The sequence below is a fragment of the Lactobacillus mulieris genome, from assembly GCF_007095465.1.
Taxonomy (GTDB): domain Bacteria; phylum Bacillota; class Bacilli; order Lactobacillales; family Lactobacillaceae; genus Lactobacillus; species Lactobacillus mulieris.
Genome location: NZ_SDGL01000007.1, coordinates 61,677 through 76,446, shown reverse-complemented (window position 1 = coordinate 76,446; position 14,770 = coordinate 61,677). Strand labels below are relative to the sequence as shown.

At 31.8% G+C, this 14,770-nt stretch carries 15 protein-coding genes and 1 pseudogene; all 16 read left to right on the top strand.

Annotated elements, in window-relative coordinates; translation table 11 throughout:
• Window positions 1-30 precede the first annotated feature (30 nt).
• The 16 genes and pseudogenes from ETI37_RS04285 to ETI37_RS04210 all read left to right on the top strand — a co-directional run bounded on the left by ETI37_RS04285 (window position 31) and on the right by ETI37_RS04210 (window position 14,768).
• Window positions 31-432 carry a helix-turn-helix domain-containing protein gene (locus ETI37_RS04285; protein WP_143458411.1) on the top strand — a complete coding sequence of 134 codons (402 nt, stop codon included), beginning with the start codon at window positions 31-33 and terminating at the stop codon, window positions 430-432.
• Window positions 425-622, top strand: a pseudogene (locus ETI37_RS04280) (YjbQ family protein); the annotation flags it as partial. The gene ETI37_RS04285 and the pseudogene ETI37_RS04280, both read left to right, overlap by 8 nt.
• A gap of 718 nt (window positions 623-1,340) precedes the next feature.
• Window positions 1,341-2,147 carry a MurR/RpiR family transcriptional regulator gene (locus ETI37_RS04275; RefSeq protein WP_143458412.1) on the top strand — a complete coding sequence of 269 codons (807 nt, stop codon included), beginning with the start codon at window positions 1,341-1,343 and terminating at the stop codon, window positions 2,145-2,147.
• A 1-nt stretch (window position 2,148) separates the two neighbouring features.
• Window positions 2,149-2,856, top strand: a complete 708-nt coding sequence (locus ETI37_RS04270; RefSeq protein WP_143458413.1) for an N-acetylmannosamine-6-phosphate 2-epimerase — start codon at window positions 2,149-2,151, stop codon at window positions 2,854-2,856.
• Window positions 2,857-2,869: 13 nt separating this feature from the next.
• Window positions 2,870-3,787 (top strand): dihydrodipicolinate synthase family protein, encoded by a 918-nt coding sequence (locus tag ETI37_RS04265; RefSeq protein WP_143458414.1) that lies wholly within the window; start codon window positions 2,870-2,872, stop codon window positions 3,785-3,787.
• Between the two features lie 27 nt (window positions 3,788-3,814).
• Entirely contained in the window at window positions 3,815-5,353 is a 1,539-nt protein-coding gene (locus tag ETI37_RS04260; RefSeq protein ID WP_143458415.1) for a sodium:solute symporter family protein, read from the top strand.
• Between the two features lie 23 nt (window positions 5,354-5,376).
• On the top strand, window positions 5,377-5,829 hold the full coding sequence (locus tag ETI37_RS04255; protein WP_143458416.1) for a NanQ anomerase/TabA/YiaL family protein: 453 nt from the start codon (window positions 5,377-5,379) through the stop codon (window positions 5,827-5,829).
• A 14-nt stretch (window positions 5,830-5,843) separates the two neighbouring features.
• Window positions 5,844-7,946, top strand: coding sequence for a sialidase family protein (locus ETI37_RS04250; protein WP_224783249.1), 2,103 nt, complete (start codon window positions 5,844-5,846; stop codon window positions 7,944-7,946).
• A gap of 20 nt (window positions 7,947-7,966) precedes the next feature.
• A complete protein-coding gene (locus ETI37_RS04245) occupies window positions 7,967-9,076 on the top strand; it encodes a Gfo/Idh/MocA family protein (protein ID WP_143458418.1) in 1,110 nt (369 codons plus the stop codon).
• Between the two features lie 66 nt (window positions 9,077-9,142).
• A complete protein-coding gene (locus tag ETI37_RS04240) occupies window positions 9,143-10,030 on the top strand; it encodes an ROK family protein (RefSeq protein ID WP_143458419.1) in 888 nt (295 codons plus the stop codon).
• An 11-nt stretch (window positions 10,031-10,041) separates the two neighbouring features.
• Window positions 10,042-10,365 (top strand): hypothetical protein, encoded by a 324-nt coding sequence (locus ETI37_RS04235; RefSeq protein ID WP_143458420.1) that lies wholly within the window; start codon window positions 10,042-10,044, stop codon window positions 10,363-10,365.
• The gene (locus ETI37_RS04230) at window positions 10,355-12,349 is read left to right on the top strand and encodes a V-type ATP synthase subunit I (protein WP_143458421.1); all 1,995 of its coding nucleotides are present in this window, start codon (window positions 10,355-10,357) and stop codon (window positions 12,347-12,349) included. Before ETI37_RS04235 ends, ETI37_RS04230 begins: the two co-directional genes overlap by 11 nt.
• Window positions 12,350-12,826 carry a V-type ATP synthase subunit K gene (locus ETI37_RS04225; RefSeq protein WP_143458422.1) on the top strand — a complete coding sequence of 159 codons (477 nt, stop codon included), beginning with the start codon at window positions 12,350-12,352 and terminating at the stop codon, window positions 12,824-12,826.
• Between the two features lie 24 nt (window positions 12,827-12,850).
• The gene (locus ETI37_RS04220; protein ID WP_143458423.1) at window positions 12,851-13,429 is read left to right on the top strand and encodes a hypothetical protein; all 579 of its coding nucleotides are present in this window, start codon (window positions 12,851-12,853) and stop codon (window positions 13,427-13,429) included.
• Window positions 13,430-13,453: 24 nt separating this feature from the next.
• On the top strand, window positions 13,454-14,458 hold the full coding sequence (locus tag ETI37_RS04215; RefSeq protein WP_143458424.1) for a V-type ATPase subunit: 1,005 nt from the start codon (window positions 13,454-13,456) through the stop codon (window positions 14,456-14,458).
• Complete coding sequence (locus ETI37_RS04210) at window positions 14,448-14,768, top strand: V-type ATP synthase subunit F (protein ID WP_143458425.1); 321 nt, start codon at window positions 14,448-14,450, stop codon at window positions 14,766-14,768. Before ETI37_RS04215 ends, ETI37_RS04210 begins: the two co-directional genes overlap by 11 nt.
• Window positions 14,769-14,770: the final 2 nt, after the last annotated feature.

The window sequence follows — 14,770 nt, the reverse complement described above, 5'->3', positions numbered from 1 at the left end:
GTGCCTCATAATTGTTAGACATAAAGTCTAATGATTGTGAGGTTTTTTGTGTCAAAATATTCTTTTGATTTTAAAGTTAAAGTTGTTTCAGAATATTTAGAAAATCATGATTCGATGAATGGATTATCGAAGAAATATAAGATTAATATATCTATTATTCGCAAATGGATTCATCAAGCTGAACAAAATGGTTTAAGTTCTCTTCAGGTTAAGCATTCTAAAAGAGTTTATTCGCCAGATTTTAAGATAGATGTGGTACGCTACTACTTGAATAATCCAAATTTAGGAGAACTTCCAGTAGCTACCAAGTTTAACATTCATTCTTCTAAAGTTTTTTCGTGGGTGAAAAAGTTCAAACATGAAGGAATTGCTGGTCTTCTGCCTAAACAGAAAGGACGTCCATCTAGAATGAGTAAGAAGATAAAATACTAATTATCGTTATCCAGAGACAATATTAAATGGTGATGCTCATATTCGTGGTTCGTTATTTGGTGGAAATTTAACTTTTATAGTTAAAGATGGAGTATTGAACACTGGTTCCGTTGGATATCTCTATTTCGTAGATTGGGATCAAAATAGAGATAGAAATAGAAAATGTACTGTTATGGTAATCGGAGAGTAAGGAATTAATGATGAAAAGGCTGATGTAAGTCAGCTTTTTTATTTTCGCAAGCAAGTTAATTTCCACTTTTGTTGGAAATTGGAACTACTTATAAGTCGGAATAAAAATGTAAATATAAGCGTATAAAGGCTTACAAAAATGTGTATTTAGATGTGGACTTACCAGATAGAGCAACATTACTACAATATATTTCAAAAAAGCGGAGAAATTAGAAATTACAAATACCGTCCACTGATTGCTAACTAATACTAAATTAAGAAAAATAATCGATTCGTGTGAAGACTCTGAACAAGTAAAGCAAGTAATTTCACTGGTGATATAAAGGAATATTAATAGAGACTAGAAAAATATATAGTTTAAAAGAAGTATATGAATTTGTAATAGAAGAAATGCAGAGGACGTAGTCCTCTTTTTTATTTATGAAACATGGAATCAAATTATATCATTTCTTGTAAATGTAATTCACAATGTGAAGCTAATATTTAAATATAATGATTTTACTTATTTGAAGTTTCAAAGCCTTTTTTTAAAAAATAAACTAACATTTATCCAAAATTTGAACGATATTTGTGAATATCTCCAAATTAAAGCTAAATAACTTTTTAATTTTTGTCTATTAATAGAAACAAATTTCTAAATGTTCATTCTATTTGAAATAGAGTTCCATAGATGATACTATAATTTATGTAAACGTTTACAACAAAAGTGGAGGCCCCCAATGCTATTAAATTCTGAACCAATTACTAGCATTGAATCCAATCTAGAAAAAATGACAAATACAGAAAAAGAAATTGCATATCATTTTCTTAAAAATAGAGAAATTACAAGTATAAAAGCAAATTTCTTTTGTAAAGAACTTCATGTTTCAAAGGCGAGTTTAACTAGATTTTCGAAAAAATGCGGCTTTAAAGGATTTAGAGATTTTTTGTATCAATACCAGATTATGGTTGAGAATCAAAAGAGAAGTTCTGGTTATAAAGATTGGACTCAAAATGTATTGTCCGATTATGAGGAAATGTTGCAAAAAAATTATTCAGTTTTAGATGAAAAGAAATTAGATCGTATTAAAAAGATGATTGAATCTGCTTCTAAAATTTACTTCTATGGTAAAGGTAGTTCTGCTTTAGCATTAAGTGAACTTAAAATGCGTTTTATGCGATTAGGTATTATGGGTGAAATGATTGATGATGATGACATGATAATTTGGAATAGTTTGTTAGTAGATGATTCCAGTTTAATTATCGGAGCATCAATTTCTGGTAAAACAAAATGCGTTATTAAAGGATTAGCTTCAGCCAAAGAAAAGGGAGCCAAGACAATCCTTATGACAACGAGAAATTTTGATAAGCATGATTTTTGTGATGAACTGGTATTGTTACCTTCTACAGAAAATTTGTCTTATGGAAATAAAATCTCACCTCAGTTTCCGATTTTATTGATGACTGATTGTTTATTCTCATTTTTCCTCGACGATGATGAAAGAAGATTTTATTATGATCGAACTATAATTCACAAGGAGGGATAGTATGGGACGAAGTTGGACTAAGAAAGAATTCACTTCTCAAGTTGGAGGTGGAGTAATTATATCTTGTCAAGCTTTACCTAATGAACCTTTATATGAAGAAAAATTCAGTTTAATGCCTTATATGGCTAAAGCAGCTGAAGAAGCTGGTGCAGTTGGTATTCGAGCAAATTCTGTTAGAGATATTAAAGCGATTCAACAAATAACTGAATTGCCAATTATTGGAATTATTAAGAGAGATTATCCACCTGAAAAACCATATATAACCGCTACTATGAATGAAGTAGATGAATTAGTAGCTTGTCATACTCCTGTTATTGCATTTGATGCCACTTTAAGACCTAGACATGATGGATTAACAATTCATGAATTCGTTAGTCAAATTAAAGAAAAGTATCCTAATCAATTATTAATGGCAGATACGAGCAATTTTGAAGAGGGAAAAAACGCTTTTGATGCAGGAGTCGATTTTGTAGGAACTACATTATCAGGGTATACAGACGAAAGTCCTAAGTTAGATGGACCCGATTTTGATTTAATAAAGAAATTAGTTGATGCTCAATTACCTGTAATTGCAGAAGGAAGAATCCACACACCAGAACAATTACAAAAGGTGTATTCAGAAGGTGTACTTAGTGTTGTTATTGGTGGAGCAATTACCAGACCTAAAGAAATTGCTCAACGTTTTATAAAAGTCGTTAAAAAAGATTAAAGGAGAATAGATCATGAGAAATTTATCAAAATATGAAGGTGTTATTCCAGCATTTTACGCTTGTTATGATGACAATGGTGAAGTAAGTTCTGAAAGAGTAAAAGAACTGGTAAAGTACTTTATTGAAAAAGGTGTTCAAGGTATTTATGTTAATGGATCTTCTGGTGAATGTATTTATCAAAGCGTAGAAGATCGTAAAAAAATAATTGAAGCTGTTATGGAAGTAGCAAAGGGAAAATTAACTGTAATTAACCATGTTGCCTGCAATAATACCAAGGACAGTGTTGAATTGGCAAGACATTCAGAAGAAGTTGGTGTAGATGCAATTGCCGCAATACCGCCAATTTACTTTAAACTTCCAGAATATTCAATTGCTAAGTATTGGAATGATATCAGTGCGGCTGCACCAAATACTGATTTTATTATTTACAATATTCCTCAATTAGCTGGTGTTGCATTAACAGGTAACTTATACGCTGAAATGAGAAAGAATCCAAGAGTTATTGGTGTTAAAAATTCTTCAATGCCTGTACAAGATATTCAAATGTTTGTTGCGGCAGGTGGAGATGACTATATTGTATTCAATGGTCCAGATGAACAATTCCTTGGTGGACGCGTAATGGGGGCAAAAGCTGGTATTGGTGGTACTTATGCAGTTATGCCAGATTTATTCTTGAAGCTTAATGAACTTATTCATGAAAAGAAGCTTGAAGATGCAAGAAAGCTCCAATATGCTATTGATTCAATTATTTACAAAATGGTATCTGGTAAAGCAAATATGTATGCTGTTGCCAAAGAGATACTTCGAATTAATGAAGATTTAGACATTGGATCTGTTCGTGCACCATTAGAGCCATTATCAGAACCAGATAAGATGATTGCTAAGGAAGCTGCTGAAATGATTGGAGAAGCAAGAAAAGCATTTCTTTAGTTCGTAGCTAGAAAATGGAGAATTACTATGAGTAAAACAGGTTTTACCGGTATAGATTTAGCGGTTTTAATTGTCTATTTGCTAATAGTATTATTGGCTGGATTATATTTTTCAAAAAAGGAAATGCAAGGTAAAGAATTCTTCAAAGGTGATGGATCAGTTCCTTGGTATGTTACTTCAGTTTCCTTGTTCGCTACAATGCTTAGTCCTATTTCATTCTTAGGATTAGCAGGTAACTCTTATGCTGGGAGTTGGATTTTATGGTTTGCACAATTAGGAATGCTTATTGCAATTCCATTAGCAATTAAATATGTTCTTCCGATTTTTGCCCGAATGGATATTGATACAGCTTATGATTATTTAGCTAGAAGGTTTGATTCAAAAGCTCTTAGAATTATTTCTGCTGCGCTTTTCATCATTTATCAATTAGGTAGAATGTCTATTATTATGTATCTACCATCATTTGGATTGGCAGCACTTACTGGAATTGATATTAATATCTTAATTATTTTAATGGGTATTATTGCGATTATCTATTCATATACTGGTGGATTAAAATCAGTTTTATGGACAGACTTTATTCAAGGAATAATCTTAATTGGTGGCGTTGTTATTGCATTATTTGTTTTGATTAAAGATATCAATGGTGGCTTTGGTGCAATCGCAACGCAATTAGCTCACGGAAAATTTTTATCTTCTAGTGAAAAGCTATTTGATCCAAATCTTCTATCTGGTTCAGTATTCTTGATTGTTATGGGTTCAGGTTTGACCATTTTCTCATCATATGCATCATCACAAGACTTAGTACAACGTTTTACTACTACTCAAAACATTAAGAAATTAAACAAGATGTTATTTACTAACGGTGTATTATCTTTAGGTGTTGCAACCGTCTTTTACTTAATCGGAACAGGTTTATATGTTTTTTATAAAGTACAACATGCAACAAGTTCAATCGGCAACGTGGCTCAAGACCAAATCTTCATGTACTTTATCGCTTATGAACTCCCTGTAGGGGTAACTGGTATTATCCTAGCTGCTATTTATGCAGCAGCTCAATCTACTATTTCGACTGGTCTTAATTCAGTTGCAACTTCTTGGACTTTGGATGTTCAGGATGTTCTTTCAAAAGGTATGGATGATAAGCGCCGGACTAAGATTGGACAATGGGTTTCATTAATTGTTGGTATTTTTTCAATTGTTGTAGCTATAATTATGGCCCATTCACAAATTAAATCTGCTTATGAATGGTTTAACAGCTTCATGGGCTTAGTTCTTGGATTGCTTGGTGGCGTCTTTGTATTAGGCTTTGCTTCAAAGAGAGCTAATAAATATGGAGCATATGGAGCATTAATTGTTTCAGGAATCATCATGGTCTGGATTAAGTATTTCTTACCACCAACTGCAGTTAACTACTGGGCATACTCAATTATTTCAATTGTTGTTTCATTCATCAGCGGTTATGTGATTTCAGTTTTAACTGGGAAAGAAAAAGCACCAAAATATACTACCATTTATGATATTCCTGAAATCTTGGCAGATCAGAGTTGGGAAAAGCGTCACTAAAGAAAGTTAAAGAGGTATTAATTATGATAGTTACTGAAAGATCAAAATTTAGAAAATATGCATCTTTAAATCCTTACTTTTCAAAAGTTTGTGATTTCTTAGAAAATACAGACTTAAATACTTTAAAAGAAGGTCGTAATGAAATTGATGGCGATAATGTTTTTGCAATGTGTTTCAATTATGTCGCAGACAACGAACCAGGAATTAAATTTGAAGCACACAAGGATTATTTAGATATCCATCTTGTTGTCAAAAATACTGAAAAAATTGCAGTTACATCTTTACCATATGCAACTCAAGTAGATCCATATAGTGAAAAAGATGATGTTCTATTTTATAAGAGTGATTTATATCAAACAATTACTTTAACTGAAAGTAATATGGTAGTTGCATTTGCTGATGATTTCCATCAACCAAAAGTAAGAATTAATGACAATCCAGTTAAGAAGGTGGTTATTAAAGTCCGTAATTATTAATGGGGGGGATAGCTATGAAATATAAAGGGAGTATCACTAGTAGTTTAACTGCTTTAGCTGTTTCTTGCAGTTTGATAACTACCCCTGTGCAAGCTAATACGATTAGTGATAATAATAAAATAACTAACGTATCAAAAGAAACACTTAAGCCAATTTATGAAGCGAATAATATTAAGCTAAATAGAACTGGCTATAATATAACGAATGAGCTTAATAGCAAGTTGATAAATAATCATAGTTTTTCAATTGTCCTATCTTTTGAACAGTATAGTAATACGGGTTTACAGGCTTTATTTGGATTTTCTAATTCAAAACCAGGCAATAATAATAGTTATCTTGATGTTTTTGTTAGAGATAACGGTGAGCTAGGAATGGAAGCGAGAGATACTTCTAAAAAAATTAATAATTTAGTATCTAGACCAGCTTCCTTGTGGGGAAAATACAACAAAAAATCTGTAGAAAATACTATCGCCCTTTCTGTTGACGCCAAAACAAAAACATATAGTCTGTATGCTAATGGAACTAAGGTAGCTGAAGAATATATGACTAACTTTTTAGGAATCAAGGATATCCAAGGTATTGACACCTATATGTTAGGTGGGGTTAATAGAGCTGGAAAGTTAGATTTTGGATTTGATGGTAAAGTAAATCAATTTAAAGTTTTTGGTAATGCTTTATCTCAAAACCAATTAGAAGAGCTTACATCTAATTCAATTTCTAATCATTTAATATATAAAGCAAATGATGAAACAGGGTCTAATTATTTTAGAATTCCAGTACTATATACCTTTTCTAATGGTAGAGTCTTTTCAAGTATAGATGCAAGATATGGTGGAACTCATGATTTCTTGAACAAAATAAATATCGCCACTTCTTATAGTGATGATTCAGGAATGACCTGGAGGGAACCCAAATTAACATTAGCTTTTGATGATTTTGCTAACGTACCATTAGATTGGCCAAGATCCCCTCAAATGAGAGATTTGCAAATTAGTGGTGGAGCTACTTATATTGATTCAGTTATTGTAGAAAAAGATAAGAAAGTATTTCTGTTTGCAGATGTGATGCCTGCTGGTGTTAGTTTTAGGGATGCTACGAGATCTGATTCTGGATATAAGGATATTAATGGCCACACTTATTTGAAACTTAAGAAACAAGGAGAATCTGGCTATAACTACACTGTTCGTGAAGGTGGAATAATTTACGATGATCGTACTAATAGCCCTACTGATTTTAGAGTAAATAGTGATTTTTCTTTATCGAAAAATGGAAGCGCTTTAAGAACTGAACAATACTCAGTATCTTTTGAAAATAATAAGAAAACAGAATATAAAAACGGCAAAATGGTGAATATGAATATCTTCTATAAAGATGCATTATTCAAAGTCGTTCCAACTAATTATATTGCTTATATTACTAGTTCCAATTTTGGAGATACTTGGACGCCTCCAAAACTGTTACCTCCACTTATGGGCTTAAATAGAAATGCACCATATTTAGGACCAGGACGTGGAATTGTTGATTCTAAAACTGGAAGAATCTTAATTAGTAGTTATACTGGCAAAGAATCAGTATTTATCTATAGTGACGATAATGGTTTGACATGGAATCAAAAGACTATCCCGCTTCCATCTAGTTGGTCAGCTGAAGGTCAAATTGTTGAATTAAGTCCAGGTGTTCTTCAAACATATATGAGAACCAATAATGGAAAAATAGCATATATTACCAGCTATGATTCTGGTAATACCTGGAGTAAGCCACAGTATTTGAGTTTTATCAGTAATCCATCGTATGGAACAGAATTATCAATTATTAATTACAGTCAAAAAATTGATGGAAAGAATGCAGTTATCTTGAGTACTCCTAATTCAACTGCTGGTAGAAGACATGGTCAGATTTGGATTGGATTGATTAATTCAAATAACACAATTGATTGGAAGTATCATCATGACATTGATAACAGTCAGTATGGATATTCCTATTCAACACTGACAGAACTTCCAAATCACAAAATAGGTGTAATGTTTGAAAAATTCGATTCTTGGTCTAGAAATGAACTACATATGAAGAATGTTGTACCTTATATTAGTTTCGATATTAAAGATTTAATGAGTTAAAGAGAAAGAAGATAGTAATTATGATTAAGTATGGAATTGTTGGAGCAGGATATTTTGGTGCCGATTTAGCTAGATCAATGAATAGAATTGAAGATGCAGCAGTAGTTGCAGTGTATGATCCAAATCATGGTAAAGAAATTGCTGCTGAATTAGGTGCTGACAATTGTGCAAGTTTAGATGAATTAGTATCACGTGATGATATTGATTGTGTAATGGTTGCTTCACCAAGTTACTTACACCGTGATCCAGTTATCAAAGCTGCTGAACACGGAAAGCATGTTTTCTGTGAAAAACCAATCGCATTAAAATATGAAGACTGTAAAGCTATGGTTGATGCATGTAAGGAAAATCACGTTGTATTTATGGCTGGACACATTATGAATTTCTTTAATGGTGTACACCATGCTAAAGAATTAATCAATGAAGGTAAGATTGGCAAAGTCTTATTCTGCCACGCTGCTAGAACTGGTTGGGAAGAACAACAGCCAACAGTTTCTTGGAAGAAGATTCGTTCTAAGTCAGGTGGTCACCTTTACCACCATATTCATGAATTGGATTGTATCCAATTCATTATGGGAGGTATGCCTAAGGAAGTAACTATGACTGGTGGAAATGTTTACCACAAAGGTGAGCACTTCGGAGATGAGGATGATATGTTACTTATCAATATGGAATATCCAGATGATCGTTATGCCATCCTTGAATATGGAAATGCCTTCCGTTGGGGTGAACACTACTTATTAATTGAAGGTACTAAAGGTGCAATTAAGCTTGATATGTATAACACTGGTGGCACTCTTCGGGTTAAAGGTGAAGGCGAATCTCACTTCTTAATTCATGAAACACAAGAAGAAGACGATGATCGTACAGCAATTTATACAGGTCGTGGAATGGATGGAGCTATTGCTTATGGTAAACCAGGTGTAAGATCACCATTATGGCTTCAAACATGCATTGACAAAGAAATGGCATATCTTCAATACATTATGAAAGGCGGTAAAGGCACAAAAGAATTTGAAAAATTACTTAATGGTGTAGCTGCCCTTGAATCAATTGCAACTGCGGATGCATGTACTCGTTCACTTGCTGAAGATCGTAAGGTAAAACTTTTAGAAATTACTGGGGAATAAGGTAATAAATGGGTTTGGGGCGCTCCCAATCCCATTTTTTGCTTTTAAAGTAGAAAGGATTAGATTATGAAGAAAATTATCGGAATAGATATTGGTGGCACCTGTATTAAAGCAGATTTATATTCCACAGAAGGGCAAAGTCTTAATAATTATAAAGAAGTTTCTACTCATATTGATTATGAAAATAAAACCAATGATATTTTAGAACAAGTGTGTAATTTGATTAGAAGTTATACAAGGGAAAACGAAATAAGTGGTGTTGCTATTTCAAGTGCCGGAGTTGTTAATAGCAATACCGGAGAAATAATTTATGCTGGCTACACAATACCTGGATATATAGGGACAGACTTTACTACTGAAATTAATAAGCAGTTTAAATTACCTGTTTCTGTTGAAAATGATGTTAACTGCGCAGCACTTGGAGAAGCATGGCTAGGTAAAGCTAAAGGCATTAAAACTGCAGCAATGATTACAGTAGGTACAGGAATAGGTGGAAGCATAATCATTAATGGAAAAATATTTAATGGAAGTAGTTATACTGCTGGTGAAGTTGGATATTTACCAATAAAAGGCCAAGATTGGCAAAATATTGCTTCCACTACATCATTGGTTAAAAACTTTGAAAAGAAAACCGGTAAAGAAAATCAAGACGGTCGTAGCTTTTTTAAAGAATTAGCAGATGGAAATACCATTGCCAAGGAAGTTTTAGATGAATTTATTGACAACTTAACAGATGGTATTTTAACTATTTCATATTTAATAAATCCAGAAGTGTTTATCATTGGTGGAGGAATTTTTTCAAATCCAGATATGTTGTTAACTAAAATTCAAGTTGCTTTAAATAAAAAAGTTCAGGATAAACGATTTCTACCTAAAAAAGTTGTAGCGGCTTCATTAGGTAATGAAGCGGGAAGAATAGGAGCGGTTAAACATTTTCTTAATCAGCACACATAGGAGGAATAAAAATGACGGATTCACTATATGACAAGATGCTGAAGATTGAAAATGAAGCTCAATCTATCAGTGATGACTATGACCAAAAAGTGAAAGATGCAAAAGAAAAAGCAAAGCTTGAATTAGAAGAATTAAGTGAATCACTAGATAAAGAAAATAGCCAAAAATTGGCAGATTTGAAAGCAGAATTGGAACAGAAAAAAGCAAATTTAGAAAAGGAAGTGAAGCAAAATATTGAAGAAAATCAAGAGAAAATAAGACAAGTATCATTACAGAAAAAAGATAAATTTATTATCAAAATTGTGAATAGGGTGATTGATAATTATGGCAGTTAGTAAAATGACAAAAATAGCTGTTCTACTTCCCTATAAATATTTGGATTCTATTATTGAGCTTTTACAGAGTACTAAATATGTTCAAATTCAAGACTTAAAAGAACAGTCTAATTGGAAAGAAGCCTTTGCTAGTAAAAAGATCTCAACTCCCCGCATTAAGATTAGCAAAGATTTGAAAAGCGCGGATTATTTGATAGAAGATGATGCAATTCAATATTTAACTAATCAAGAAGATCAATTTGAACAATTAATAGAACAGTTAAAAAAGTACTTACCAACTCTTGGAACCATTAAGAAACTTCGAACCCCTCCAAAAACCATGACGTTTAATGAACTAATGGTTTTTGGCAAAAGTGGTAAAGCAAATCAATTACAAGAAAGTATCACTGATAAGATTACTAGGCTTAAACAAATTAATCAGGAACTATTAAAGGATGATTCGGTACTTAAAAATCTTGCTAAATGGGAAAAGTTAGACTTTCTACCGAAAGATTTGGGAAAATTTCAACATTTTCATGCACAAATAGGAACTATTCCTAAAACAGATGATAATCGCAAGATAAATTTACTAAATCAGAATCCAGAAATAAAGTATCAAATAATTTTTGAGTCAAGCAAAGAATATGGGGTAATTTGTTTTTATCAGAAGAATCAAAAATATTTTTTGGAAAAAATAGATTTTTCGAAGTTTGATTATCAAGATGAGATTTTACCAAAAGATAAAATTCAGAAAATAAAAACTAAAGATGAGCAACTTAAGACTGAAAAGCAAGCAATTATTTCTAAACTAGAAAAATATAATATAGAGCTACAAATGTTTTGTAAACAAATTGATTTTTTGTTGGCAAAGCAAACTAGAGAGCAAGCAAAAAAATCTATGGTAAGTACACCGCATCTAGCAGGTTTGGAAGGGTGGATTGAGTCTGATAATTTATCAAGACTTAAAACGATAATAGCATCTAAATATAAGTATTCAGTTGAAGTTATTGAAGTGAAAGATAATAGCAGCCAGGAAGAAATACCAGTTAAATTGCGTAACAAATCTCTAATAAAGCCTTTTGAGCTTGTTACAGAAATGTATGCTTTGCCAAAATATAACGAAAAAGATCCAACACCTTACTTAGCCCCGTTTTATTTCACTTTTTTTGGAATGATGGTTGCAGATTTAGGTTATGGACTATTATTGTTTTTATTAACATTATTTGCACAAAAATTGTTCTACTTACCTAAGAAGACAGCAAGATTTTTCAAGTTTTTCAATATTTTAGCAATTTCAGTTTGTATATGGGGACTAATTTATGGATCATTCTTTGGTTATGAATTACCTTTCCATGTTTTATCTACTAGTACTGATGTTATGTCGATTTTGATTTTATCGGTGATTTTTGGATTTATTACTGTGATTAGTGGTCTATTTTTGGGTGGTTTACAGAAAGTTAGTGAAAAAAACTATGCTGATGCTTATAATTCTGGATTTGCTTGGTGTTTGATTTTGATTGGTTTGTTTTTATTGGCAATCGGCTCAATATTTAAGCAGTATGCAATACTAACGGAAATAGGTAAATGGCTTGCGATAAGTAATGGTATTGCAATTATTATTGTTTCAGTAATACAAACTAAGAGTATAGCAGGATTGGGTAAAGGTCTATTCAACTTGTATGATATTTCCTCATTTGTTGGAGATTTAGTAAGTTTTACTAGATTAATGGCTTTAGGCTTATCTGGTGCAAGTATCGGTTCAGCTTTTAATTTGATTGTTGGACTATTTCCTGGAATATCGAAATTTACAATTGGTGTAGTGATTTTTGTTTTGCTACATGCAATCAATCTGTTCTTATCACTATTATCAGGCTATGTACATGGTGCAAGGTTAATTTTTGTGGAATTTTTTGGCAAGTTTTATGAAGGAGGAGGTCAACCATTTACTCCTTTAAAGCCAACAGAAAAATATATCAATATTAAGAATCAAACGGAGGATAAATAAATGGAACAGTTAGCTCGTTACTTTTCAACATATGGTGGTGCATTTTTTGCATCATTAGGAATTTTTATGGCAGTTGGATTTAGTGGAATGGGATCAGCTTTGGGAGTTGGACGTGCTGGACAAGCAGCAGCGGCATTGTTAAAAGAACAACCTGAAAAATTTGCTTCAGCTTTAATCTTACAATTGCTACCTGGTACTCAAGGCCTTTATGGCTTTGTAATTGGAATCTTAATCTGGCTTCAACTTACACCAGGGATGGCAGTTGAAAAAGGGGTAGGATACTTCTTTGCGGCATTGCCAATTGCTTTAGTAGGATATTTTTCAGCCAAACACCAAGGTAATGTTTCTGTTGCTGGGATGCAAATCTTAGACAAAAGACCTAAAGAATTCATGAAAGGTGCTATCTTAGCTGCAATGGTTGAAACCTATGCGATTTTAGCATTCGTTATTTCATTCATTTTAACCTTAAAGGTTTAGTTACAACTTATGGGAGGAAGCCCCATGACAGAAATTAAGGATTTAAAAGACTCAATTTTAAGTCAAGTAGAAGAAGAAAACAAGCAACAATTATTCACTTCGTTGCAAAAAATAGAGTCAGATTTAGAAGCAGAAAAGAAAAAATTGATAACTCGTAAACAAGATTTTTTGCTTCAAAAAAGTAAAGAACTTAATCAAAGTTATCAAGCGGAATATCAACAAATAATTAATAAAAAAAGGCAATCTACTTTATTAGCTAAACAAACAATTTTAAAAGAACTTTTTGAAGATGCATTTAAAAAAATGTGTAATTGGACAGTTGATGAAGAGAAGAATTTTATATGCGAAATCTTGAAAAAATATCAAGGGCCTTACTCTGTTATTTTCGGTGAAAAAACACTGCATAAATTAGGCAAAGAAAACATAGCTGAGTTACAAAATAAATTTGAAACATTGATTTTTTCTAAAAAGATACTTTCAAATGAATATGGCTTAGTAATTTCTAAAGATAATATAGATGATAATTACTTATATCGAGACTTGATTAATGCAATTTTTAAGGCAGAAAGTTCTCAAATTGCTAATAAAATCTTTGCTAGCTAACCTATTGGGTAGAAAGGGAAGATTATGGGAGAAAAAAGTTTTGCTTTAATCAATACGACTATAGCAGTTAAAGAACAAAAGCTGATATCAAATGAGCTTTTTAATAAGTTAATATATGCTAAAACTAATGAACAAATATTTACATTACTTACCAATACTTCATATGGATTTGAGTTTAAGGACTTTAGTAATTTAGAAAAGCTTGATAGTAAGTTGCTTTTTCATTTGATAAATGAATATAATTGGGCCTTTAAAGAAAGTCCAAGTAAAGCTGTTGTATCACTATTTTCCGCAAGATACTTATTTCATAATTTTAAAGTTTTGATGATGGCAAAAGCTTTAAATAAAGATTTTAGTAATTCATTAATCAAGTTAGAGTCAGATGTATTAGATGAGTCCAATTATTTAGTTAATACATTACAATCTGATTATTTTTCAAAAGATATTACTAGTGAAATTTCTTCAATTTGGGAAGAGTATCAAACTTATAAAAAATTACCTATTATCGAAATAGGTGTCGATTTAGCCTATTTCAAACATTTAAAAAAAATATCGGAAGATATGGATGTAATTTATCAAAAGTATGTAAATTTGATAATTGATTTTTATAATGTCTGTACTATTAAAAGAGGATTGGCTTTAAATAAAAGTGAAAATGCAATATATCAATATTTATCTGATGAAGGGACTATGCCAGCTAAAGAATTAATAAATTTAGTTAAAAATAATCGACTTATTGATTGGTTGGGTCATGTAAATCAAGATATTGGTTCAGAAGTCTTAGCTTATGAGGAGAAAATACGTTCCAATACTATTACCATTTCAGAATTAGAATATTTGATTGACTTATTGAAATTTAAACTATTTGAAACTGCAAATACAGATATTGATAGTTCAATTCAGCTGGCTCGCTATCTTTTACGGTGCAATTTTGAAGGTGAAAATTTGAGAATTATTATTTCAGGTATTCAGAACCATCTACCTGAGAAAGAAATACAAGAAAGATTGAGGCCAATTTATGGAAAATAGAAAATATAAAGTAGGCGTAATTGGCAAACAAGATGTTATTTTACCATTTAGAATAATTGGCTTTGATACTTATCCTATTTCTTTACCTAATGAAGCGCCTAACTTAATTAGAAAGCTAGCTCATGAAAACTATGGAATTATCTATATCACAGAAGATATAGCTGAGATAATTCCTGAAACAATAGCTTATTATGATAAAAAAATAGTCCCAGCGCTGATTTTGATTCCGACTCAAGATGGTAGTAAGCAAATAGCATTGAAGCAAGTTGAAGAAAATGTCGAAAAAGCTGTAGGACAAAATATTCTTTAAAA

What these genes read in the sequence shown, in the direction of transcription:
- ETI37_RS04285 (WP_143458411.1), top strand. Translation starts at nt 31, where the DNA reads ATGATTGTGAGGTTTTTTGTGTCAAAATATTCTTTTGATTTTAAAGTT.
- ETI37_RS04275 (WP_143458412.1), top strand. Translation starts at nt 1,341, where the DNA reads ATGCTATTAAATTCTGAACCAATTACTAGCATTGAATCCAATCTAGAA.
- ETI37_RS04270 (WP_143458413.1), top strand. Translation starts at nt 2,149, where the DNA reads ATGGGACGAAGTTGGACTAAGAAAGAATTCACTTCTCAAGTTGGAGGT.
- ETI37_RS04265 (WP_143458414.1), top strand. Translation starts at nt 2,870, where the DNA reads ATGAGAAATTTATCAAAATATGAAGGTGTTATTCCAGCATTTTACGCT.
- ETI37_RS04260 (WP_143458415.1), top strand. Translation starts at nt 3,815, where the DNA reads ATGAGTAAAACAGGTTTTACCGGTATAGATTTAGCGGTTTTAATTGTC.
- ETI37_RS04255 (WP_143458416.1), top strand. Translation starts at nt 5,377, where the DNA reads ATGATAGTTACTGAAAGATCAAAATTTAGAAAATATGCATCTTTAAAT.
- ETI37_RS04250 (WP_224783249.1), top strand. Translation starts at nt 5,844, where the DNA reads ATGAAATATAAAGGGAGTATCACTAGTAGTTTAACTGCTTTAGCTGTT.
- ETI37_RS04245 (WP_143458418.1), top strand. Translation starts at nt 7,967, where the DNA reads ATGATTAAGTATGGAATTGTTGGAGCAGGATATTTTGGTGCCGATTTA.
- ETI37_RS04240 (WP_143458419.1), top strand. Translation starts at nt 9,143, where the DNA reads ATGAAGAAAATTATCGGAATAGATATTGGTGGCACCTGTATTAAAGCA.
- ETI37_RS04235 (WP_143458420.1), top strand. Translation starts at nt 10,042, where the DNA reads ATGACGGATTCACTATATGACAAGATGCTGAAGATTGAAAATGAAGCT.
- ETI37_RS04230 (WP_143458421.1), top strand. Translation starts at nt 10,355, where the DNA reads ATGGCAGTTAGTAAAATGACAAAAATAGCTGTTCTACTTCCCTATAAA.
- ETI37_RS04225 (WP_143458422.1), top strand. Translation starts at nt 12,350, where the DNA reads ATGGAACAGTTAGCTCGTTACTTTTCAACATATGGTGGTGCATTTTTT.
- ETI37_RS04220 (WP_143458423.1), top strand. Translation starts at nt 12,851, where the DNA reads ATGACAGAAATTAAGGATTTAAAAGACTCAATTTTAAGTCAAGTAGAA.
- ETI37_RS04215 (WP_143458424.1), top strand. Translation starts at nt 13,454, where the DNA reads ATGGGAGAAAAAAGTTTTGCTTTAATCAATACGACTATAGCAGTTAAA.
- ETI37_RS04210 (WP_143458425.1), top strand. Translation starts at nt 14,448, where the DNA reads ATGGAAAATAGAAAATATAAAGTAGGCGTAATTGGCAAACAAGATGTT.